At 43.4% G+C, this 22,389-nt stretch carries 21 protein-coding genes and 1 tRNA gene; 14 read left to right on the forward strand and 8 right to left on the reverse strand.

Annotated elements, in window-relative coordinates:
* Position 1: 1 nt before the first annotated feature.
* From HMPREF9145_RS02710 to HMPREF9145_RS02725, 4 genes are all read right to left on the reverse strand, one after another.
* The gene (locus HMPREF9145_RS02710; protein WP_021824843.1) at positions 2–790 is read right to left on the reverse strand and encodes a Nif3-like dinuclear metal center hexameric protein; all 789 of its coding nucleotides are present in this window, start codon (positions 788–790) and stop codon (positions 2–4) included.
* A 78-nt stretch (positions 791–868) separates the two neighbouring features.
* Entirely contained in the window at positions 869–1,738 is an 870-nt protein-coding gene (locus HMPREF9145_RS02715; RefSeq protein ID WP_021824931.1) for a DNA/RNA non-specific endonuclease, read from the reverse strand.
* On the reverse strand, positions 1,735–2,526 hold the full coding sequence (locus HMPREF9145_RS02720) for an ABC transporter permease (RefSeq protein ID WP_021825153.1): 792 nt from the start codon (positions 2,524–2,526) through the stop codon (positions 1,735–1,737). Before HMPREF9145_RS02720 ends, HMPREF9145_RS02715 begins: the two co-directional genes overlap by 4 nt.
* A gap of 16 nt (positions 2,527–2,542) precedes the next feature.
* On the reverse strand, positions 2,543–3,148 hold the full coding sequence (locus HMPREF9145_RS02725) for a hypothetical protein (RefSeq protein ID WP_021825059.1): 606 nt from the start codon (positions 3,146–3,148) through the stop codon (positions 2,543–2,545).
* A 450-nt stretch (positions 3,149–3,598) separates the two neighbouring features.
* Here HMPREF9145_RS02725 and HMPREF9145_RS02730 point away from each other — a divergent pair, with 450 nt between their 5' ends.
* The 4 genes from HMPREF9145_RS02730 to HMPREF9145_RS02745 are packed head-to-tail and all read left to right on the forward strand — an operon-like array spanning position 3,599 to position 7,264.
* Positions 3,599–4,636, forward strand: a complete 1,038-nt coding sequence (locus tag HMPREF9145_RS02730; RefSeq protein WP_021824914.1) for an agmatine deiminase family protein — start codon at positions 3,599–3,601, stop codon at positions 4,634–4,636.
* Positions 4,623–5,510 carry a carbon-nitrogen hydrolase gene (locus HMPREF9145_RS02735; RefSeq protein ID WP_021824880.1) on the forward strand — a complete coding sequence of 296 codons (888 nt, stop codon included), beginning with the start codon at positions 4,623–4,625 and terminating at the stop codon, positions 5,508–5,510. Before HMPREF9145_RS02730 ends, HMPREF9145_RS02735 begins: the two co-directional genes overlap by 14 nt.
* Positions 5,511–5,525: 15 nt before the next feature.
* The gene (locus tag HMPREF9145_RS02740) at positions 5,526–6,731 is read left to right on the forward strand and encodes a hypothetical protein (RefSeq protein WP_021825138.1); all 1,206 of its coding nucleotides are present in this window, start codon (positions 5,526–5,528) and stop codon (positions 6,729–6,731) included.
* A gap of 11 nt (positions 6,732–6,742) precedes the next feature.
* Positions 6,743–7,264 (forward strand): hypothetical protein, encoded by a 522-nt coding sequence (locus HMPREF9145_RS02745; RefSeq protein ID WP_021824928.1) that lies wholly within the window; start codon positions 6,743–6,745, stop codon positions 7,262–7,264.
* Between the two features lie 59 nt (positions 7,265–7,323).
* Here HMPREF9145_RS02745 and HMPREF9145_RS02750 read toward each other — a convergent pair whose 3' ends face one another.
* Genes HMPREF9145_RS02750 through HMPREF9145_RS02760 form a run of 3 tightly spaced genes read right to left on the reverse strand, consistent with a single transcriptional unit; the run spans position 7,324 to position 10,924 of the window.
* Positions 7,324–8,607, reverse strand: coding sequence for an MFS transporter (locus HMPREF9145_RS02750; RefSeq protein ID WP_021824809.1), 1,284 nt, complete (start codon positions 8,605–8,607; stop codon positions 7,324–7,326).
* Entirely contained in the window at positions 8,604–9,932 is a 1,329-nt protein-coding gene (locus tag HMPREF9145_RS02755) for a SpoIID/LytB domain-containing protein (RefSeq protein WP_036906333.1), read from the reverse strand. Before HMPREF9145_RS02755 ends, HMPREF9145_RS02750 begins: the two co-directional genes overlap by 4 nt.
* 23 nt (positions 9,933–9,955) lie before the next feature.
* Positions 9,956–10,924: a DUF4922 domain-containing protein gene (locus HMPREF9145_RS02760; protein WP_231369740.1), complete on the reverse strand. Its 969-nt coding sequence runs from the start codon at positions 10,922–10,924 to the stop codon at positions 9,956–9,958.
* Positions 10,925–11,391: 467 nt separating this feature from the next.
* Between HMPREF9145_RS02760 and rlmN the strand changes: the two genes are divergently transcribed.
* From rlmN to HMPREF9145_RS02810, 9 genes are all read left to right on the forward strand, one after another.
* Positions 11,392–12,438 (forward strand): 23S rRNA (adenine(2503)-C(2))-methyltransferase RlmN, encoded by a 1,047-nt coding sequence (gene rlmN / locus HMPREF9145_RS02770; protein ID WP_021825092.1) that lies wholly within the window; start codon positions 11,392–11,394, stop codon positions 12,436–12,438.
* Complete coding sequence (locus HMPREF9145_RS02775; protein WP_021824991.1) at positions 12,428–13,045, forward strand: DUF4837 family protein; 618 nt, start codon at positions 12,428–12,430, stop codon at positions 13,043–13,045. The genes rlmN and HMPREF9145_RS02775 overlap by 11 nt, the downstream gene beginning before the upstream one ends.
* Positions 13,035–14,120: a PdxA family dehydrogenase gene (locus HMPREF9145_RS02780; RefSeq protein WP_021825086.1), complete on the forward strand. Its 1,086-nt coding sequence runs from the start codon at positions 13,035–13,037 to the stop codon at positions 14,118–14,120. The genes HMPREF9145_RS02775 and HMPREF9145_RS02780 overlap by 11 nt, the downstream gene beginning before the upstream one ends.
* Complete coding sequence (locus HMPREF9145_RS02785) at positions 14,113–15,108, forward strand: lysylphosphatidylglycerol synthase transmembrane domain-containing protein (protein ID WP_021824812.1); 996 nt, start codon at positions 14,113–14,115, stop codon at positions 15,106–15,108. The genes HMPREF9145_RS02780 and HMPREF9145_RS02785 overlap by 8 nt, the downstream gene beginning before the upstream one ends.
* Positions 15,109–15,208: 100 nt before the next feature.
* Positions 15,209–16,468 carry a sigma-54 interaction domain-containing protein gene (locus HMPREF9145_RS02790; RefSeq protein WP_021824968.1) on the forward strand — a complete coding sequence of 420 codons (1,260 nt, stop codon included), beginning with the start codon at positions 15,209–15,211 and terminating at the stop codon, positions 16,466–16,468.
* A 29-nt stretch (positions 16,469–16,497) separates the two neighbouring features.
* Positions 16,498–17,010 (forward strand): LPS exporter LptE, encoded by a 513-nt coding sequence (locus HMPREF9145_RS02795; RefSeq protein ID WP_021825052.1) that lies wholly within the window; start codon positions 16,498–16,500, stop codon positions 17,008–17,010.
* A 6-nt stretch (positions 17,011–17,016) separates the two neighbouring features.
* Positions 17,017–17,856 carry a hypothetical protein gene (locus tag HMPREF9145_RS02800; protein WP_021825133.1) on the forward strand — a complete coding sequence of 280 codons (840 nt, stop codon included), beginning with the start codon at positions 17,017–17,019 and terminating at the stop codon, positions 17,854–17,856.
* A 4-nt stretch (positions 17,857–17,860) separates the two neighbouring features.
* A complete protein-coding gene (gene secG, locus HMPREF9145_RS02805; RefSeq protein WP_021824900.1) occupies positions 17,861–18,211 on the forward strand; it encodes a preprotein translocase subunit SecG in 351 nt (116 codons plus the stop codon).
* Between the two features lie 93 nt (positions 18,212–18,304).
* Positions 18,305–18,380: transfer RNA gene (locus HMPREF9145_RS02810), tRNA-His, on the forward strand.
* A gap of 157 nt (positions 18,381–18,537) precedes the next feature.
* Here the strand turns inward: HMPREF9145_RS02810 and HMPREF9145_RS02815 are convergent.
* Positions 18,538–19,812 (reverse strand): NAD(P)/FAD-dependent oxidoreductase, encoded by a 1,275-nt coding sequence (locus HMPREF9145_RS02815; protein WP_021825019.1) that lies wholly within the window; start codon positions 19,810–19,812, stop codon positions 18,538–18,540.
* A 632-nt stretch (positions 19,813–20,444) separates the two neighbouring features.
* Between HMPREF9145_RS02815 and dnaG the strand changes: the two genes are divergently transcribed.
* Entirely contained in the window at positions 20,445–22,388 is a 1,944-nt protein-coding gene (gene dnaG / locus HMPREF9145_RS02820; protein WP_021824904.1) for a DNA primase, read from the forward strand.
* Position 22,389 lies beyond the last annotated feature (1 nt).

Consider the following 22,389-nt stretch of genomic DNA (forward strand, 5'->3'; position numbering starts at 1 on the left):
CTTATAAATAAATAATGGGATTCGTGTTGAGTTCTGTGATGAAACACCTCACTCCTGCACACTGTTCCTCTATGATTGATTTAAAAATTTCACTCGTATACTGCTCACTTTGATAGTGTCCGATGACTGCTATCTGTATTTCTTGGTCGTGACCAAAGTATTCATGATAGTGCATCTCACCCGTAATAAAGGCATCTGCGCCTGAAGCAATGGCATTATCCAATAGAAACGAGCCCGCTCCTCCACACACTGCAATCGTCCGAATGGGTCTTCTTAGCAACTGATTGCACTGCACACATTCCACATCGAAACGCTTTTTCAACAGCAATATCAGGTCATCGGCGGCCAGTTCTTCCGTGACTTCACCTATCACTCCATCGCCCCCTGCAACTCCATCAACAACAGTTTGCTTACCAAAGAAACGCAAATCATGCAGTCCTATCTTCTCGGCTATCTTGTAATTCACGCCTCCTTGCGCACTATCTATATTTGTATGCATAGACACAATCGCCACCCGTTGTTCGATGGCTTTACGCACAGTGACTTGCACTTCATTTTCATCTGCAATCCGATTTAACTTGCGAAAGATTAACGGATGATGCGAAACGATGAGGTTACAGCCTTTTGCAACAGCCTCATCTACTATCTTTGGCGTCACATCAAGGCACAATAAAGCCCCTGATACATCTGCTTCTGTTAATCCAATCTGTAGGCCGGCATTATCAAAATCAGCTTGCAGAGGCAGAGGCGCGAATCGTTCAAGGGCACGAATTACTTCCTTTATTTGCATGCTATGCATAAAATTAGACTACAAAGATAGCCATTTTATCACGTGATGTAAAGGGTATTGCGTATTGTTTAACGTTTTTTACCAATCACCAAGGTTGCTTTCGGCTTCCACTTTCTTTTCAATGTCATCAGGAAGTGCCGAGAAAAAGTCGATTCCCGTAATGCGTTCAACCTCATCTATGGTGTTAACATAGTAGTCTTTTGGCCTGTTTCCTCCAACATTCTTATAGATAAAACCTATCGCTTTCGGTGTACCTGCCATGCAAAGCACAACCTTAAAGAAGGCTTCTGGCACGACTACACGCGCTGTTCCAATGGTTTTATGCTTCTGACGATATAAGATTGGGCCAGCCACAATATAGATTCGACCATATTGTTTGGCCCATTTGCGGCATTGATTCTCCATTTCATTCCAGTCGCCTACATTCAGATTGTGGTCTTGTGGGCATATGTTCGTCATGAGAAATGATTGTTCTTGCGCCGTCTTATCCCACTTATTGTCGCCCGAAGGACACATATGACCACGATCATAGCCGCTTCTGCTGTAGTCAAATGTGGTCACCTGCACACCCTTTGCTTCGCTATCAGCTTGAAATCCAATTCCCGCGCGCTTGTAAGGCCCTGTGGTATGCGACTCCGTTAATTGCCAAGCAACCCAATTAGGGATTCGATTATCTGGGTTATATGAAACCACATACCCCACTCTTCTCAGGATTTGTTGCGCACATTCCTTTGGAACCTGCTGCATTAACAACGCTTCATCCCCTGCAGGAGCCTTATATTTAACCGCTGCTTTGACAGCATTCCCCGTGTCGTTCGCGGCATAAGCTTCGACCACCTGCCGCAAACCACTCACCAAAGCCTTGCGGTTTTCATGATTAAACTTACACCCCGAGGCGCTAAAGAGCAATGAAAGTAAGGCTAACCCTATGAGCAACGTCTTCTTCATGCTTCTGTTTTCTCTTCCTTTTCGTTTGATTTCAAATTGCCATAAGCGTCAAAAACATAACGCTTTGCAATGATTAAGGTGAGCAACAAGCTTAAAGACGAGGCGGAAAGCATCAGTGCTAAGCCTATCAACTGCGTCAAAACAGCCACATAAATATCCCATCCTAACATGAGCATTGCCCACACTACTATCGGCGAAATCCCAATAACAATATAGCTCATACGCTTTAATGTCGGAATCATACTCACCTCTAAAGCGCGCTTAACAAAGTATTTCACGGCTTGATTATGGCTTGCTCCATTGCCCAAAAGATAGTAATACAGCGCACGATGATGTTTCAATCCGGCGTAATAGGCATCGAGTGCCTTATAGTTGCTTTCGATAATACTCCCTGCCATGAAGCCGGCGACAGGAAGAAGATAGCCTATTTCCAGCGCATCTACCAACGAACCAATGAGCAACAAGACAAAGATGCCGAGGCAAAATGTTACTATCAGCGTTGAGAGAAAAGCCGGAATAAAATATTTTTTCATGTTGAAACGTGCCTTACTTACCGTCACAAAGGCGGTCAATAAGGCCAACAACACCACAAGAAGTAAGTTGAATGTGATGCTGTTCCAACTCAATTCAAGTTTATAAATAATGCCTGTCAGCGCAAGAAAGCCTACAGCTTTTCCTATAGCCAACGCCACTTTATGCTGCAAATTGAGCTTAAAAAAGTAAATCAAATATACGGGAATGCAAAGCAATATCACAAGGATAAAGATGCTGATAAAACCAATATTCATCGTCTTTGTTATTTTATTATTGAGATTCGAGCAGCGATTTGTCGCACTGCCCCTTTACTTCTTCATCATCAGTAGCAATGATTACCAAGCCACCCGAAGCCGTATAACGCCGCAAATAGTCTATCATGGTCGGTGTCATCGAACCTGGATACTGATCAATCACCATGCGTTCACGGCCTTGCATGACGCCAACCACTATCATCATTTGTTGCATCATGTCGCGCGGAATGACTGCAATGGGCTTATCCCATAAGCCGGTTTCGATGCCCACCTTGCGCCATTCGCTCTCCATATTGCCTTTTGTCAGGTCGTCATCTATCGTCATTAGGGCTTGCATAACATCGCCAACGGTCTTCAAAGACAAGTCTACTTCGCGTGGCACATAGGCCGTATGGGCACGATAATAGGCTGCCGAACGTTCGTCAACCACGTCACCATCGGTTGAAAGAAAGCCCGACTTTAATGGCTGTAAGGCCAAAAGTGTGTAAAGAAGTGCCTTTCGTGCGTTGGCTTTCCAACCATAAATACAGAACATTTCACCTTCTTCAATCACAAAATTGATATCGGTGTACATTTCCGCATGCGTCACACCACGTAAGGTTCCGTTTTTAATTTCCAACATTTGTGTTGTATTTTATAAGGCAAAGTTACGTTTTTTTCTCTAAAAGACAATATGAAGTATCACAATTTTCATTGCTATCAAATCTTTGTTCACAGCAACTCATGCTGTAGAAAAACTTTTCTCATATCACCGTTATGGAGAAAGCACTCAGTAACTCGCATCATTTTATCGAACAATCTGCCTGACTTCACCGCATCATTTGAGGCAGATTACACGCTAATATGACTTGAATTGCAAAACGTTTTTGTGTAATCCTAATTAGATATTGCCCTGAATGAGCCTATATAACGGCCTTATGTTAGATGTGTTATTTGGAGAAAAACACCATGACTCCCAACGATTTTCGCGAAAAACACGATTTCTCCTTTTCACAAAACCATGACTTTCAGAAAAAAATAACTAATTTTGTATCCGACAAACAGATTGAAACAGTATCCAAGAATCAACGATATGGCAAACAAAAACTTCGTGCTTCCGGCGGAATGGGAGCCTCAACAGGGCATTCAACTCACATGGCCACATGCACAAACCGACTGGAAACCTTACCTCGATGATATCACAAAGACCTTCATCGACATGGCAAAGGTCATCACACTCGACGAAAAACTCTTCATCGTTACGCCCGAACCAGCCCATGTAAAACGGCTGCTTGCAGACCATCTTAACGATGAACAGCGTGCCGATATACGTTATTTTGAGATGCCAACCAACGACACTTGGGCGCGCGATCATGGTGCTATCACTTTGTCAAATGGGGCAGAACTGCGCATGCTTGACTTCAAATTTAATGGTTGGGGCGAGAAGTTTGATTGGCAAAAAGACAATGCTATCACGGCTAAGATGGCACAAATGGGGGCCTTTGAAGGCATGATTGAAGACCACACCGACTTTGTTTTAGAAGGTGGAAGCATTGAAAGCGATGGCAAAGGTACTATCTTTACCACCGCATGTTGCCTCTTGGCACCTCACAGAAACCAGCCCATGACGCGCAAAGAGATTGAAGAACGGCTGCTGAAAACACTTCATGCACAACGTGTTATATGGATAGAACACGGCCAACTCCAAGGAGATGACACCGATGGTCATATTGATACAACCGTGAGATTGGCACCTAATGACACCTTATTATATATATATAGTGACGAAGACGACGAGCATTTTGCCGACTTTAAAGCCATGGAAGACCAGCTAAAGTCTTTGCGAACATGCGATGGGAAGCCTTATCAGCTGTTGCGTTTACCCTTCCCCAAGGCGATATATGAAGGCGAAGAGCGGCTTCCTGCGACTTATGCGAACTTCGTAATCCTTAATCATCACGTACTCTGTCCTACGTATGCGCAACCCGAAAAAGACCATTTGGCCATGCAACAACTGCAGAAAGCCTTTCCCAATCATAAGATTATAGGCATTGATGCCCGTACTGTTATCCGCCAACATGGTTCACTCCATTGTCTCACTATGCAATATCCAAAATATGAAAAAGCTTAAAATAGGTATTCTTCAGCAACATAACATCGCTGATTCTTCCGTCAACATGCAACGTCTTTCGCATGGAATTGCCCACTTGGCAAGCCGTGGTGCCGAACTGATTGTATTGCAAGAACTTCACAATTCACTTTATTTCTGCCAGGTAGAAGACGTGAACAACTTTGACCTTGCAGAGCCAATACCAGGCCCTTCGACCAATTTTTATGGCAAGTTGGCAAAAGAACATGGCGTGGTTATTGTCAGTTCATTGTTTGAAAAGCGTGCACCGGGCCTCTATCATAACACTGCTGTGGTGATAGAAAAGGATGGAACCATCGCAGGAAAGTATAGGAAAATGCACATTCCTGATGACCCTGCATACTATGAAAAGTTTTATTTTACGCCGGGAGATCTGGGCTTTCATCCCATCAACACAAGCATAGGACGACTCGGAGTGTTAGTATGTTGGGACCAATGGTACCCAGAAGCAGCCCGTTTAATGGCTTTACAGGGCGCCGAAATCCTAATATATCCCACTGCCATTGGCTATGAAAGTAGTGACACTTCAGAAGAACAGGAGCGACAACGCGAGGCATGGACAACCGTAATGCGTGGGCATGCAGTAGCTAACGGCCTACCCGTTATCGCAGTGAATCGCGTGGGACATGAAGACGATCCGAGTGGAATGACACGGGGAATTGAGTTCTGGGGCAGCAGTTTTGCAGCCGGTCCACAAGGCGAAATGCTTTATAGAGCAAGCAAAAGTGACGAAGAAGTACACATCATTGAAGTCGATATACACCACAGTGAGCAAGTGCGCAGGTGGTGGCCCTTCCTCCGTGACCGCCGCATTGAATGCTATCAAGATATCACTAAGCGTTATATCGACGAATAAAATAGCTGTGAAATTATGTACAAACCATTGAAACATCATCGCATTCTCGGTGAACATCGCCCCCAAAAATCGTCAATCATCGGTGCGTGGATAGTCGCTTTACTCTTCATTTTCCTTGGTCTCATGACCTTTTATACCATGAGAGCGTTTGACGATTATAGCTTATCTGCACGCATTTACTTGGGGTTGCTGGCCTTAGCCTTTATTATTGGTAGCATAGGATTTGTGATAAACCAAGTAGTTTCGAGGCTGTTCATCACACCAGAAGTCGTGATTCGCATTAATATTTTCGGCAAAACAATCCTTCCAATGGCTGAGATTGACTGCTATGAAGATGGGAAAAAGGACATCACTTTGTATGCAACGAGGTTGTCAAAGTTCATTAGTATATCGGAAGATTACAATGGTTTTGAGAGCATAGTAGCATGGGCTCACTCGCAATTTCAAAACAAAGAAGACATTGATAAGCAGCAAGAGACAGAGGAAATGCTATCAGATTTGCACTATGGAGCAAGTGAAGAAGACATTCAAAATAAGGCAAACAAGCTCAAGAAAATAATCTATCCACTCAATGTTCTCACTATAATCGTAGTCTTGTTCATTGTGTTTCTCTCCTCGTTTATACATGACTTTATCGTCTCAATTGCTGCACTTTTGCCCCTCGTTGCAGTCTTTCTCTACAACAAAAGCCATGGATTGGCAAAGTTTCTTATTAGCAAAACAGACCCTCATCCATCGTTAATGGGAATAGGAGGAGTAGCTACTGCCGGCCTGTTATATAGCGCTTGGCGAGAGAATCTCCTTCATATTTCATCGCAATTCTGGTTGATTGTCCTCGTGGTTACACTCATCCTGACTTACCTTTGCACACGGAATGAGCGCATAACGCCAACGTATGGGCAGCGCGATTTGCTGCTTGTCATCGGAGCAACGCTAATCGGTTGTTTTGTCTATAGCTATAGTACACTCGTCTTTTGCAATATAACTTTCGACCAATCTAAGCCAAAGTATTATGATTCGAGCATCAAAGATAAGTCTTATACAAGTGGAAAGGGTCGGCGATATTACGTGAAACTCGCGCCATGGAAAGGCTTAAAAGAGGATGAAAGGACATATATTCCTCATAAACTCTATAACAAATTACAAATCGGAGAGCCTGTAACAATAGAGCAATATGAGGGTCGTCTCGGCGTAAGCTATTACTATCCGATATTTAAATAAAGTTCAACGGCATGAAGAAAGCTTTGTTATTGTTGTTCGTTATGCTTTGTTTTGCACAGCAAGGACAATGCATAAACATTGGCAATCCAAGATTGTCAGCCGATAACAAACGTTGGGATGTATGGCAAACTCTGGCATTAAAGGGACAATTATATGGCAAAAGATGTTATCAAATAAGGTATGTCAGAGACAATAATGATGCGTTTCGCCGTGGATATATCCTCTTTTTAGATGGTAAAACAAGCTTTGCGAGCCTCAAACTACCACTTACTGACGACGAATGTAAGAACTTCTCAGTGGATAGTCTCATGCAAACCAAACGTGGTTTCATGTTACTTGTCACTTGGGGAGGAGGCAAATATCTCTATACTTTGAAATATATTGTCTGCTATCGACAAGCGTCTTTCTTCCTCGATAGCATCATTACGCAACTTTATGAGCCTGAAAAGGGGCGGAAAAAGACCACATATAAGCGCATGAAAAGGCCTTTGAAAATGAAAGGAATGATTGTTCTTCCCGAACTATTAGATTGAAAACATCAAATACATAAGGCTTGCAGACACCATCGTTTGCAAGCCCTTTTCGTGTGATATCATTCTTCTTCTCTTTCTTTCTTACCGAAATTAGCGTCTATTTTCAGGAAAGATGCGACGCAAAACGGCAGCAAACAGCTTATCATCACAATGATAAAGAACAGCCGATAGCCTGCCGCCTGGGACAAAGCACCGGCAAACAAGCCCGGCAACATCATCGAAAGAGCCATCAATCCCGTACAAAGTGCATAATGAGATGTCTTGTGTTCACCTTGTGAAAAGTATATCATGAAGAGCATATATGCACTGAATCCAAAGCCATATCCTAAGTTTTCGATGGCTACACACACGTTAATCAACATCAAGTTTTCAGGCATAACATAAGCCAAATACACATAAGTGAGGTTGGGAATCGTTATGGCAAGCGTCATTGGCCATAGCCATCTCTTCAATCCATCACGGCTAATGAGCATGCCACCAATAACCCCTCCCACTAAGAAACCAATCACTCCGACGGTTCCATTGACTAAACCAAACTCTTGAGGAGATAGTCCTAAGCCGCCCTTACTCGGCAAAGCTTGCAAGAAAAGCTGTGAAACGGGGGTCAGTAATGTCTCAGGAAGTCTGAAAAGAAGCAAGAAAAGTACGGCGATAATGATTTGTTTCTTCGCAAAGAATGAAACAAAAGTCATCACAAACTCCTTCAGAATGTCTTGTGCATTGCGCCTTATTGCCCGATCAGTATCCTCTTTTGGACGCGGAAGAACATAGCTATGATAAAGGTAAAAGGCAATGAACAATCCCGTCATTCCATAGAAAATAAGACTCCACGAGTATCGAATCTGATAGCGAAACATCACTTGAAACACTCCCGCAAGCATGATTAAGACTCCTTTTCCGAGTACCATTGAGAGCCGATAAAACAGACTTCGTATGCCAACAAAGAACGCTTGGTCGTGTTGTTCAAGTCCCATCATATACAAACCATCAGCAGCGACGTCATGAGTAGCACTTGAAAACGCAATCATCCAAAAGAAACAAATCGTTCCTTGCAGCCACCATGAGGCATGAATCGTAAAGGCTACACCCGCAAAAGCAGCGCCAAGAAACAACTCCATGGCTGTAATCCACCAACGTTTCGTTTGATAGAGTTCGAGAAAAGGACTCCAAAAAGGCTTTATTACCCATGGCAAATAGAGCCAAGAGGTATAGAATGTCACCTCAGCATCAGTCAAACCGAGCTGCATATAGATTTCAATGGCCAGCACGGTAACGGCAATATACGGCAGTCCTTCAGCGAAATAGAGCGATGGAATCCATGTCCATGGGCTTGAATTTCTCATGATTGACGATAGATTTGTTTGATGATTGCGCCAGGATAATAATGCAACAATATCTCTTTATAACTGTAACCACGTTCTCCCATGACTGCCGCGCCTATCTGACAAAGCCCTACTCCATGGCCCCATCCAGCCCCAATGAGGGCAAAACGCTTAGGAATGCCCTGCTCGTTGCGGTCAAAAGCATCGACGACAAAAGCCGAACTATAAAGGTGACTCTTGCTAAGTGCGCGGCGAATCTCAAGTTCTTTGCCGATAACAAGCGTCAGTTTCTCTCCCACAATCCTTAGTTTTGAGAGCCTTCCACTTGTGCCTCTTTCCACTGGAATGAGGTCAACAACGGCACCAAAGTCTATGCCTAACTTCTCCGTTAGCAGCTGTTGAACCTGCTGTTGCGTATATTCCACGCGCCAACGATAGAAGTCTGACGTCTCCTGATCATAGTTATTGAGCACTTGGGAAAGCACTTTCGCATCACGAGTATTACAGAAACTCTCGGGCGAAGAGCGTATCCAACGGTCTGCATTGACTTCAACCGTCAAATCGAGTGCCTCTTGTTGCGGCGCATCCCGCAAGGCAACAAGATAAGGTTTGCGCAGATTCTCCCAACAATATTGGAACTCTTCGGTCTCCCCTCCACAGCATTTAGAGAATCGTGCATCACAAATCTCATCCTCATCTGTCAGTACCTGGCCTGCGGTTTGTCTGATTGCTTCAGCCACATGCGCACTCGTTTCTTTCGTAATGCCTTGATATCGCTGGCAATGATCATCTGCACAAACGTCAAAAAGCGTATGATCTTCGCGGTCATACCAACGAATCAGCTCGCCATTTCCTTGGATTTCCGAAGCTGTAACGTGTGCCGTTGTCTCGCCTTTCCTGCGGTTTTGCATCTGCACCAATAGCCAACTGCGAGATATTACGGCATGGGCCTTGAGCAATTCAAGGCTCGATGTGGCACTCATCTCACTCGAAATGACACTCTCTAAATAGCGTTCCACGGGCAATTCATTAACTGCACACACGCTATTTCCATTGACAATGAACTTCAATTTGCCAAGAAACGTTTGGGTTTCCTTACGTTCCCAATGGAAGTTTACGCCTATAGTGACATCATAAAGTGAAAAAGAAGCCTCATCACTTTGAGGCAGAAATTCCAACTGCTTGTATGTCTTTCCGTTCCATAACACGCCATTTTCCGAGAAACTTACCGTCTGTTTTCCTGCTGACGGCATGCCTTCCGCAACGTAAGTTGCATTGAGACAGAACTTAATTTCACGGCCACTAACAATGCCAACAGATACATTTGGCTGTGTTGTTATTTTCATCTTATTATATTTAAAGTCTGGTTTCAAATATCGTTTCTTATTTTTTCGCTCACTTCATCCATGGTCTTTTCACTGACACCACACGTCTTCAAAAGGGCAACAGCCTGCTTTTCAGAGAGTTTATTGAAGTCTTTTTCACGCGGAACAATCACTAATCCCGCCATATCTAAAGCCCCGGGACTCACCAATAGCTGTGCCTCGCCTTCGTCATAATAGCAAGCTGGCCGATGCTTTCCACGCGGAATGATGACCGAAACATAGGCTTCGCCATCGCGCCATGCCACAATGTTCAACCTGGGTTCAGCCTCATCATGGTGTAAAGGCAGCTGTTTGTAAACACGGCGAAAGAGCACTTGACTGCTCCTTCCACTCACACTGCGCACCACAAACATGGGAACTATTTCATCGGTCAGCACACTTAACGTGCTCTTATCCTCCAAAACCACCAAAGGTTTGAGTTTAGATTGCAACCGATGCCACTCACGTTGCAGTGGCAACTGCCCACTTTCACCCGCTTGCAGATGTAGATGATCGGGCACACTCGCCCCACTTTTCGGTCCGTTATAAAAGACTACAAGGTCTTTGTACAGGTGAAGCAACTCTGGAATCACCTCATAATGCGCCAAAACAGCCTGCAGTTCATGATGCAAAGCCACAATCGTGAAGTGCTTAGGCAATATTGGAAACGGATTGACGAGCATGCAAAAATCGTCGTTTATGCGTCGCTTCATCTGCTGTTTCGGGCGATTTTCCTCACAAAGTGGGCACAGCCGATGGGCCAAACTGACGCTATCAAGCTTTGCAGCTGTACTGATGATTCTCGCCGGATTATGCTGAAGCGTGAGCCAACCAAGCCGCTTTGTCTTCACATGTTTCAGACTTTCATAGCGCATTCGCACCTCATCCCACTGCGATAGCTGCCGAAAGAAGAAATCGTCTAAACGTTCTTCCTCGCTACTATCCCCTGAATGTTTTGGCGTTTTGGGCGTCATTTCCATCTGCTTTGTGTGACGTGATTTTTCTTCATGATTGCTTTGAGCCTCCAAGGCAAACACAATTACAACCAGCTTTCAAACAAACGGCGATGCAAAAGGTTGGCATTGGGCCTATAGATGATGCAAAGATAAGAAATAAAATTGAATCAACATCGCTTCAATTACAATTTTTCCATGCGAAGATGAATGTGCGTCGAGCTGCGCAACAAAGTTTGTTTGTTTTCAACTGCCACCTTATCGGTCTTGCAATCTCAGGCAGATTACAGCGTCATTCGCGCCATTTCACCGCATAAAATGACGGAGATTGTGGCATGAAATGACATGAATTAAATCATGATTTTCATGACATTGGCTCAACAGAAAAGTCAAGCCATGATATATGGGCAGGCTTATGAGGGGACACGCGCGTTCAAAAAAAGGAGGCAAATCACGAAACATTCAACATTATTTATTACCTTTGCACTATGAATTCTCCTAAGAAAGCACTTTTAGGCATGACCTTATACGAACTCAAAGAGGCGTGTCGAGCATTAGGTATGCCTGCCTTTACGGGCGGACAGATAGCAAAATGGATGTATACGCACCACGTTAAACAGATTGACGAGATGACAAATATATCCAAAAACAATCGTGCCAAGTTAGCAGAAGCTTACACTATAGGCTGCAATGAGGCCATAGATGCACAACATTCTAAGGATGGAACCATCAAATATCTATTCCCAACACATGATGGAAAGTTTGTAGAGACGGTGTATATCCCAGAAAATGACCGTGCAACCCTATGCGTTTCGTGTCAGGTTGGATGCAAAATGAACTGCCTTTTCTGTCAAACGGGAAAGCAAGGCTTTGAAGGAAGTCTGACAGCTACAGACATATTGAATCAGGTTTACTCCCTCCCCGAGGTGGATAAACTAACAAACATTGTGTTCATGGGCCAGGGAGAGCCCATGGATAACCTTGACAACATACTGCGAACGACAGAGATTCTCACCGCCGATTATGGCTGGGCATGGAGTCCGAAGCGTATCACCGTGAGCAGTGTTGGCGTGAAAAACAAGCTGAAACGCTTTCTTGAAGAGAGCGATTGCCATGTAGCCATCAGCTTACACTCGCCAATTGCCGAGCAAAGAGCAGCCTTAATGCCAGCTCAAAAGGGTATAAGCATCTCGGAAATTGTTTCACTTTTGCGCAACTATGACTTCTCTCATCAACGTCGTTTGTCGTTTGAATACATTGTGTTTGGAGGCATAAATGACTCTACAACGCATGCCCGCGAGATTGTAAAGCTATTGAATGGGCTTGATTGTCGCGTCAATTTGATTCGCTTTCACCAAATCCCCGGTGTGCCATTGCATGGTGCTGACGAGAAGAGAATGGAGGAATTGCGAGATTATCTCACGGCACATGGCGTGTTCACTACTATCAGAGCAAGCCGTGGACAGGATATCTTTGCAGCGTGTGGACTATTGTCTACATCGAAGAAAATCGGTGAAATACGCCATGAACAATAAGGTTTGGCCGCTCGTTTTGGCTGTGTTGCTCATGTTGTCGGGCTGTAGTCATCGGCATAAGAGCATGATGCAACGACTCAATCAGCCGTATGAAGACAACCCAACGATGCAAGAACGCGTGCGCAAACTCATGGGAATCACGATGGAACTCCCGGCAGATATGCAAGCAAGCAAACAGGGAAAAGACTTTCTTTGGATATCAAACAATGCTGCAACGGGCATGAAAAATGTTGTCATTTACAAAGTAAAGACCTCAGAATCTCTGCCGTTAAGTGTGGAGCGCTTTTGCAGTTTGCGTGACAGCGTGATGCAAATCAACCTCAAAGGAGCGTCAGATTCCATGTTTGTTACTACGCTGAAAGCTTCTGTCGAAGGTCGTTTCAACGCCAAAGAAAAGCGTTGTCGTTATGTTGGGCTATGGGAAATGCATGGTGATGCCATGGGAGGACAGTTTGTAAGTAATGTCTATCAGCAACCCAAAGGACAAGGACTTATCATTGCAGAAGGCTTCCTTTATGCGCCCGAAACAAACAATAAGCAAACGCTGCTCAGTCAACTTAAAACCATACTGGGCTCAATAAATATAAAAAACAATAATGGAAAATAAGAAAATTCGTGTGGCTTTGACCCATGGCGATACTAATGGTATCGGATATGAACTAATCTTTAAGGCCTTCGCTGAACCCGAAATGTTCGAGTTTTGCACGCCCGTTATCTATGGATCTCCTAAGATAGCAGCGTATCATTGCAAGGCTTTGGATATCCAAGGGAACTTTAGTATCATCAACACTATAGGCGAAGCGGCAGACAACCGATTGAATTTGTTGACCTGCTTTGATGAAGAAGTGAAGGTGGATTTAGGCACTCCGACTGCTGAAAGCGGTGCCGCTGCACTGAAAGCATTGGATAAAGCCATGACTGATTACCGCGATGATGCGTATGATGTGCTGGTAAACTGCCCCGTAGACAATAGTAACATCCACATCGAAGGCTATACCTTTGGAGGTATCAGCAAATATATTGAGACCTGTTTAGGTGAGGGAAACAAAGCCGCAACACTCTATTTGAGCGACAATATGCGTATGATGGTTGTTGCAGAAGAGGCCTCTTTGAAGGATGTTTCAAGTCTGTTGACAAAGGAATTAATTGAAGAAAAGGCCACAATCTTATTCAATACGATTCGTCGCGACTTTAAGATTTCAAACCCACGTGTGGCAATCTTGGCACTCAACCCTACGGAACAGGGAAATGAAGAAAAAGAGATTATTGCACCAGCCATCAGTAATTTGGTTGAGAAGGGTGTTCAAGCCTTCGGTCCTTACACTGCAGAGACCTTCTTTGAAAACAGATATTATGAAGAGTTTGATGGTATTTTGGCGATGCATTACGACCAAGGCGTTCCATTGTTAAAGACACTTGCCACAGAGAGTGTAGTCAAATTTAACGCTAATCTGCCAATCATCTCTACCGAACCCGATTGTCATGTGCGCTTCAATACTACGGGGAAGTGTCTCGTTGATGCCAATTCACTGCGTCATGCCATTTATACGGCGATAGATATCTATCGTAATCGCATGAACTTTGATGAGCCTTTACAAAATCCTTTGCCTAAACTCTATCACGAAAAGCATGATGATGGAGAGAAGGTTCGGTTCACTATACCTAAGAAGAAGCATGAATAAGAAATATCAGAACGGCTTTTTCATCTTCGGAATTGTTGTTCTTGTCATCATGATTACTCAGCTAAACTTCCGCCAAGTGTGGGAAGGGCTGAGCCATGCAGGCTATTGGTTCATTGCAGTTGTAATGCTTTGGGGTTTCCTTTACCTATTTAATACGTCGGCATGGTATATCATTATCAACTCACAACAACGCGAAGCAGGACAGAAAAAGATTTCGTTTGCGTGGCTATATAAGGTTACTGTGTCGGGGTTTGCACTCAATTATGCGACTCCCGGCGGTCTAATGGGCGGCGAACCCTACCGTATTATGGCGCTATCTCCCTACATAGGACCAGAAAGAGCGTCTTCATCGGTCATCCTTTATGCCATGACTCACATCTTCAGTCACTTCTGGTTTTGGCTGCTTTCCATATTTATCTTCCTCTTAACTCAGCCACTTAATGTGCTGATGGCAGGTCTTTTAGCACTCACAGGAGCGTTTTGTTTGCTGGGCATTTGGTTCTTTATATCGGGCTATCGCAAAGGATTGGCCAACCGAGTGATGAAGTTTCTCGGCCACATTCCATTGTTAAAGCGATGGGCTTTGCCTTTCGTTGAGAGCCATCGCGAGCAACTTGACACGATAGATCAACAGATAGCAGCCCTTCATAAGCAGAATCCTAAGACGTTTATCTCGGCAGTTCTCTTGGAGTTGTCATGTCGTTTCACCTCGGCATTAGAGATATATTTCATTCTGTTGGTACTCATGCCACAGGCTAATTTCTTGCAATGTGTGCTTATTTTAGCCTTTACCAGTCTCTTCGCAAACCTGCTTTTCTTTATTCCTTTGCAGCTTGGTGGACGAGAAGGAGGCTTCCTTATGTCGACAACGGCATTGGGAATATCGACCAGTGCAGGTATCTTTGTGGCACTGATTGTAAGACTTCGTGAGCTGATTTGGACGGGCTTAGGCCTCCTTCTCATTAAGTTTGATAAACAAAAGAAGTGATTTGGGCTCACCATTCAAAAGTCTTTGCAGCCCTAAAAACATATAAAAAGTCTGCCATTATAGCAGGATTATGGAATAAAATATGTAAATTTGTCACCTAATGAATACATCAGAACTGCAAAGAATAAAGCAACGCTATAACATAGTAGGCAATAGTGACGGCCTGAATCGAGCCTTAGACATTGCCCTTCAGGTAGCCCCAACGGACCTATCTGTATTAATTATTGGCGAAAGTGGAGCCGGAAAGGAAATCATTCCGCGTGTAATTCACGACAATTCTCCACGTCGTCGTGAGAAATACTTTGCCATAAACTGTGGCTCTATCCCTGAAGGCACAATAGATAGTGAACTATTTGGTCATGAGAAAGGCTCGTTTACAGGAGCTATTGGGGAAAGCGAAGGCTACTTTGGAACGGCAAACAAGGGGACAATCTTCTTGGATGAAGTCGCTGAACTGCCTCTTGCCACGCAGGCAAGACTGCTTCGTGTGCTCGAAACGGGTGAGTATATACGCGTTGGAGGCCAAAAGATTATGAAGACAGATGTGCGTATTGTAGCCGCAACGAATGTCAATATGCACAATGCTGTCAGTGAAGGTAAGTTCAGAGAAGACTTGTTTTATCGTCTAAATACTATCCCAATACAGATTCCTCCCCTACGAGATAGGGACGAAGATATTGTTCTTTTGTTCCGACTTTTTGCCATGCAGATGGCTGAAAAGTATCAGATTCCAAAGATAACACTAACAGATGAGGCCAAGAAATTACTCATGCAATATAAGTGGCCGGGTAATATTAGACAGTTAAAGAACATTACTGAACAGATGTCTATCCTCAGTAAACAACGCGAAATCGATGCAGACACGCTATTACACTTTATCCCTCACGATGAAGAAAGTACGCAATTAGCTACGATTTCAAAGCCCGGTGAGCACTCTTATGAAACAGAACGCGAGATACTATATAAGATATTGTATGAACTTCGCGGTAATGTCAACGACTTAAAACGCGACATGAATTTGCTGAAAAAGCAGATAAATGACAACAATATGATTGCCAACGTGCCGAGTTTCCAAGGGAATGCCATCGTTCCGGCACAGAGTTCATCACTCATTCGCAATGAAAGCGCTCATCCTTATGGCATTATCAGCACCCCGACACAAGAGGTTCAGCCCGACACTTACGATGCCGTCGCCGAAGAAATCAACAAGCCTGAGTGCCTTAATCTTAATGATTTAGGACGCCAAATGGTAGTAAAAGCTTTGGAACGCAATGGAGGAAACCGCAAAAAAGCAGCGCAAGAGTTAGGTATTTCAGACCGAACGCTCTACCGACGCATCAAACAATACGGACTCGATTAAGGCTTATGGCCTTACTAAAGCTCACGAAAATGAAGAAACTAAAATACATCTTAGCGCTTTGTTTGTTTGTTTTTATGGCCTCATGTGCCTTTAAAGGCTACAAGTTTAACGGCGCAAGTATTGATTATAGCAAAACAAAGACGATACAAATTGCCGAGTTTCCCGTCCGCTCCAGCTATGTTTGGGGACCTATGGGGCCGTTATTCAACAACCGGTTAAAAGACCAATTTGCCGACCATACGAAGCTAATCCAAGTGAAAAGGAATGGAGATTTGAAGATAGAAGGGGAGATAACACAATACACTCAGCGTAATAAGTCGGTGACAAGTGACGGAAGATCTGCACAAACAGAACTTGCAATGACTGTTAATGTGAGGTTTACGAATACGAAGAATCACGCTGAAGACTTTGAAAAACAATTCACATCAACTGCCAGTTACGAGACAACAAAGAGCTTAAATGCCGTTCAAGAAGAACTCGTTACACAGATGACAAAAGACTTAGTGGACCAGATTTTCAATGCAACAGTAGCAAATTGGTAAGTAAATATGGATATTAAGCGCCTTATTCTACATCCCGAAACAATGGACCGAGAGACCCTTTACGATCTCCGTAGCTTCATTGCGCTCCATCCTTACTGCCAAACAGCAAGACTGTTAATGCTGCAAAACCTCTATATTCTACATGATTCGGCGTTTGATGAAGAGTTGCGTAAGGCTGCAATCTGCATCACAGACCGTCGTATTCTCTTTGACATGATTGAGGCAGCCCACTATAAAGTGCACGCAGGAAAGTCCACTATGACGCAGAAAAAGCTTCATGAAACGACGGCAGAGAATGGAGACCGCACAACGAAACTTATCGATACGTTCCTCGATTCTATTCCCGAAGACACCGAAGATAAGGCAAATGACAAGACCAAACGCCCCACTCCAGCCGATGCTACCGTGGACTATGTGGCCTACTTGCTTAATCTTGAAGAGGAAGAAGAGCAGGAACAACATCGTCATAAGGCACAAGACCGCACGTCAACACTTATTGATAACTTCATCGAAGATGGCGGATTCAACCTCAGTACCGAAGAGAAAACAGAGGATGAACTGTCAAAATACTACACACCCAATTATCGTTTAGAAGACCTGCCGCATGGAGATGCTACGCAAAATGAAGCTCCTCAACAGCCTATTGATAATGAAGAAGTAGACGATGTCGATGAAAATTATTTCACAGAAACCCTTGCTCGCATCTACATTAAACAGAGAAGATATGAGAAAGCTTTGGAAATTATTAAGCGTTTAAATTTGAATAATCCAAAAAAAAATGCTTACTTTGCAGACCAAATGCGTTTCTTAGAGAAATTGATCATAAATAATAAAAACAAAAAATAAAGCAATGATTTACACATTATTAGTCGCATTGATCGTACTTGCAGCCATTCTTATGGTCTTTGTTGTATTGATTCAAGAGTCAAAAGGTGGCGGTTTGGCATCAAACTTCTCATCTTCCAATGCCATCATGGGCGTGAGGAAGACTACCAATATGATTGAAAAACTAACCTGGGGACTCGCCATTTCAATGGTTGTTCTTAGCGTTCTTTGTGCTCGTGTGGCACCAAGTGCACCAACAGATCAAAGTGTTATGGAGAAGAATGCTACTGAAACACAGACTACTAACCCCATAAATACACAGGGTTTTGGGGCAAGTCAGCAAGTGCCTCAAGCTCCTCAATCACCTGCTAAATAAAAAATTAGTAAAAAATATAAGGAAAAGTTTGGTGTTTCCAAACTTTTCTTATACCTTTGCACCCGCTAAACAACAATAGCAAACGCATTAAATGGTGGATGTAGTTCAGTTGGTTAGAGCGTCAGATTGTGGTTCTGAATGTCGTGGGTTCGAGTCCCACCCTCCACCCTTAAACGGGAATTCTCTCACGAGAGTTCCCGTTTTTCGTGTTATAACGAATGAGGTCTGGAGCTGCATCCCTATGAATCAAATCCAAACAACGCTGTTCAAGCGCGATTCATAAGGGTGAAACTCCAGACCTCTAAGGTCAAAACAAGCCCGAAAGTTTATCGCTTTGCTTTCAAAATCAAGCGAAGACTCTGCTTATAATTCATGTAACTCCACATCCAATTCAGGAAAACAATCGTCTTATTCTTTACTCCTAAGATTGAACGTAGATGCACTATAAGCCATAAAAGCCATGCAAAGAAGCCGCCAAACTTAAGCTTTCCTATTTCAACTACAGCCTTCTTGCGGCCGATTGTAGCCATAGTACCGAGATTATGATAGCTAAATGGCTGCTCAGTTTCTCCTTTTTCTTGCCTGATTAGGTTCTTTGCAAGCGTCTTTGCCTGCTGAATGGCAACCTGAGCCAACTGAGGATGGCCATAAGGATAAGCCTCATCACCCTCTACAATGCATTGATCGCCGATGGCATATACATCTTTCAAGCCCTTAACTCGATTGAAACGATCCACTAAAATGCGACCAGCGTGACCGATACTTTCAGGCGGAATACCATCTATATTGTTGGCTTTGATACCACTAACCCATATTACTGTCTCTGCGGAAATACGCTGACCATCTTTCAATACCAATTCTTTGTCAACATAATCTGTCACCATGCAGTTGGTCATCACCTCCACCCCAAGTTCTTTCAACGCTTTTTCAGCCTCACGGGATGAACGTTCTGACATTGCACCTAATAGGCGCGGAGTGGCATTAATGAGGTAGATGTGCATGCAAGATGTATCTAAATCGGGATAATCGCGAGGCAGAATGGTTTGTTTCATCTCTGCCAACACCCCAGCAATCTCAACACCTGAGGGGCCACCGCCTACGATAGCAATGTTCATTAAGGCTTGTTTTCGCGCCTCGTTATCCTCAGTTTCCGCACGCTCCAGATTCTGAAGAATCGTATTTCTCAGTCGCATTGACTCACTAACCGACTTCATCGGCAGTGCAGAAGCCTCGATATTCTTGTTTCCAAAGAAGTTGGTTGTCGCACCAGCTGCCAGCACCAAGTCGTCATAATGAATCGTTCCAATGGATGTTTTGATAGCTTTCTCTTCAGTATCTATATGCTGAACTTCGGCCATTCTGAAGAAGAAGTTCTTCCAACCTTGGAATAATCGACGAAAAGGAAAAGAGATATTACTCGGTTCAAGACCTGCAGAAGCAACTTGATAAATTAGTGGTGGAAACTGATTATAATTGTTCTTATCCACCAAAACCACTTGGAAATCGGTATCACGAAGGCTTGAAACGAGTTTCAAACCACCCAAACCACCTCCTACAATAACCACTCTTCGTTGTTCATTTCGCTTAATATTAGCTCTCATAAAATTATTATCCCAATTCAATTAATAACAAATTATACCCATCAAAAATAGTGCCGAACTCACAAAAGCAAGGCGTTTCCGATATATTTTTTATCATATCGCCTCATCTATGCCAAACTTTCAGTAGTCAATGACACATTAGTGCCCTCTTTGACAAGATGAAAGTAGCGGAACAGCAATGGCAGACGGCAGACCAAAATGACTGAAAACAGGCTGTGAAATGCGTTATTTCACTGCATCATTTGCGTCATTTCATCGAGTAATTAGCGTCTAATTACAGCGTTGTCGATACGTAGTCATTTTATCATTCATCAGCATTAAATTAATAAGAAACGCAAGAAAGTTTATTCACGATATAAAAACAACAGGCAAAAGAAAATCATGTTAACCCGCAAAGTCATCTGATTTATCCTGTTATCCCAATACATAAGCCCCACATTATAAATCATTTCATCATGTCGCTTGATGCGAGTTTCGCCTTTCGTGCCATTAAAACATGGCATAAAAAGAAATCAATCAAGATAAATGTAGCGCCAAATTATCTTCCCTACACTATGCGGTGAAATAAAAATCTCTTTTGAATAGCGTCATGTTTTGCAGTTTCATCGTTTTTTATTAACTTTGCCTTATCGATGATTGACTCACAAACTGTAGAACGAATTAAGGACGCATCAAACATTGTTGATGTCGTTTCAGAGTTTGTTACGCTGCGAAAGAGTGGCAGTAACTATAAGGGATTGTGTCCTTTTCACAATGAAAAGACCCCATCATTTTATGTGTCTCCAGCGCGCGGAACATGTCATTGTTTCGGCTGTGGAAAGGGAGGTAACGCCGTAAGCTTCATCATGGAGCACGAACAAATGACCTATCCTGAGGCCTTAAGATGGTTAGCTCACAAGTACAACATAGAGATAAAGGAACGCGAACTCACTGATGATGAGAAACGAGAGCAAAGTGAACGCGAGAGCATGTTTATCATAAACGAGTGGGTTTCCAATTATTTTGAGGACATACTCCATAATAATGATGACGGCGTTGCTATCGGAATGCAGTATTTTCGCACTCGAGGTTTCCGCGATGATGTTATCCGTAAGTTTAAATTGGGCTATGATTTAGCAGACCGTTTGGCACTTGCGCGGGCAGCAAAGCAAAAGGGTTATCAAGACGAATACCTGCTGAAGACAGGCGTTTGCTATCGAAACGACCGCGGAGAACTCATCGATCGCTACTCAGGTCGCGTCATATTTCCGTGGATTGGCATAAGCGGTAAGGTGGTAGGCTTTGGTGGTCGCGTGCTCGATTCACGCACAAAAGGAGTCAATCAGAAATATGTGAACTCGCCAGATAGTGATATTTACCACAAAGATCATGAGCTTTATGGCATCTATCAGGCTAAAAAGGCGATAGCAAAAGAGGACCGTGTCTACATGGTTGAAGGCTATACAGACGTTATTTCGATGCATCAGTGTGGTATAGAAAACGTCGTTGCAAACTCTGGAACGGCACTAAGCATCCACCAGATTCACATGCTTCATCGCTTCACGGCTAACATAACGCTGCTCTATGACGGCGATTCGGCAGGCATACATGCGACACTTCGTGGTACGGATATGCTGCTTCAAGAGGGTATGAACCTAAAAGTCTTGTTGTTACCAGATAGTGAAGACCCAGATAGTTTCGCTCGAAAACATTCGTCAGATGAGTTCAAAGACTATATAGAATCACACGCAACAGACTTCATTCGCTTTAAGACGGCGTTGTTACTTGACAATGAAAACGACCCATTGAAACGTTCGGAAGCCATCAACTCCATTGTAACGAGCATCTCGATGGTGCAGAATCCTATCCTGCGTGATACCTATTTGCAGGATTGTTCGCATCGTATTGGCATCAATGAAACTACACTTATCACGCAGATGAACAACATGATACGCGACAGAAAGGCTACGGGCTCAATGTCACCAACCGGAGTTCAGTCGGCACCAACAGGCCAACAGCCTTATGAAAAGAATCAAGCCGCCGCATTGTCACAAAGCCAAATGCACACCGAATCAAAGGTTGAACAACTCATGTTGCAACTGATTATAAAATATGGTGACCGAGTTGTCTTCAAAAACATTGAGGATGCTGATGGCAATCTGATTGAATTTTCGATTGGAGAATACATTCATTACAGTCTATCTACAGATGGATTATCGTTTAAAAACGAGCTTTACAACCGCATTTTACAGGAAGTTGTGGAGAAAGTTAGCGATCGTTCATTCAAGACCGAGCCTTATTTTGTGCATCATCACGATATAAACATCAGCCAATTGGCTATCAACATGACGGAAGAACGATTCAAATTGTCTGAAAGTCAGCAAGAGAAGAACGATGATGATAGCTTGAAAAATCGAGCCATTCACTTGATGTTAGACTTTAGAATGGAATACATTGAGAAACATTTACGTGAATTAAAGCAGAAAATAGCAAAGGCTTCGTCGGATGAACTCCTTTCACTTATGGCAGAATATAAGGAGATGACCGAGATGAGGAATATCCTTGCAAAGCAATTAGGCAATAACATCATTGTGTAAA

Origin of the sequence: Segatella salivae F0493 (assembly GCF_000477535.1) — a bacterium.
Classification (GTDB): Bacteria; Bacteroidota; Bacteroidia; order Bacteroidales; family Bacteroidaceae; genus Prevotella; species Prevotella salivae.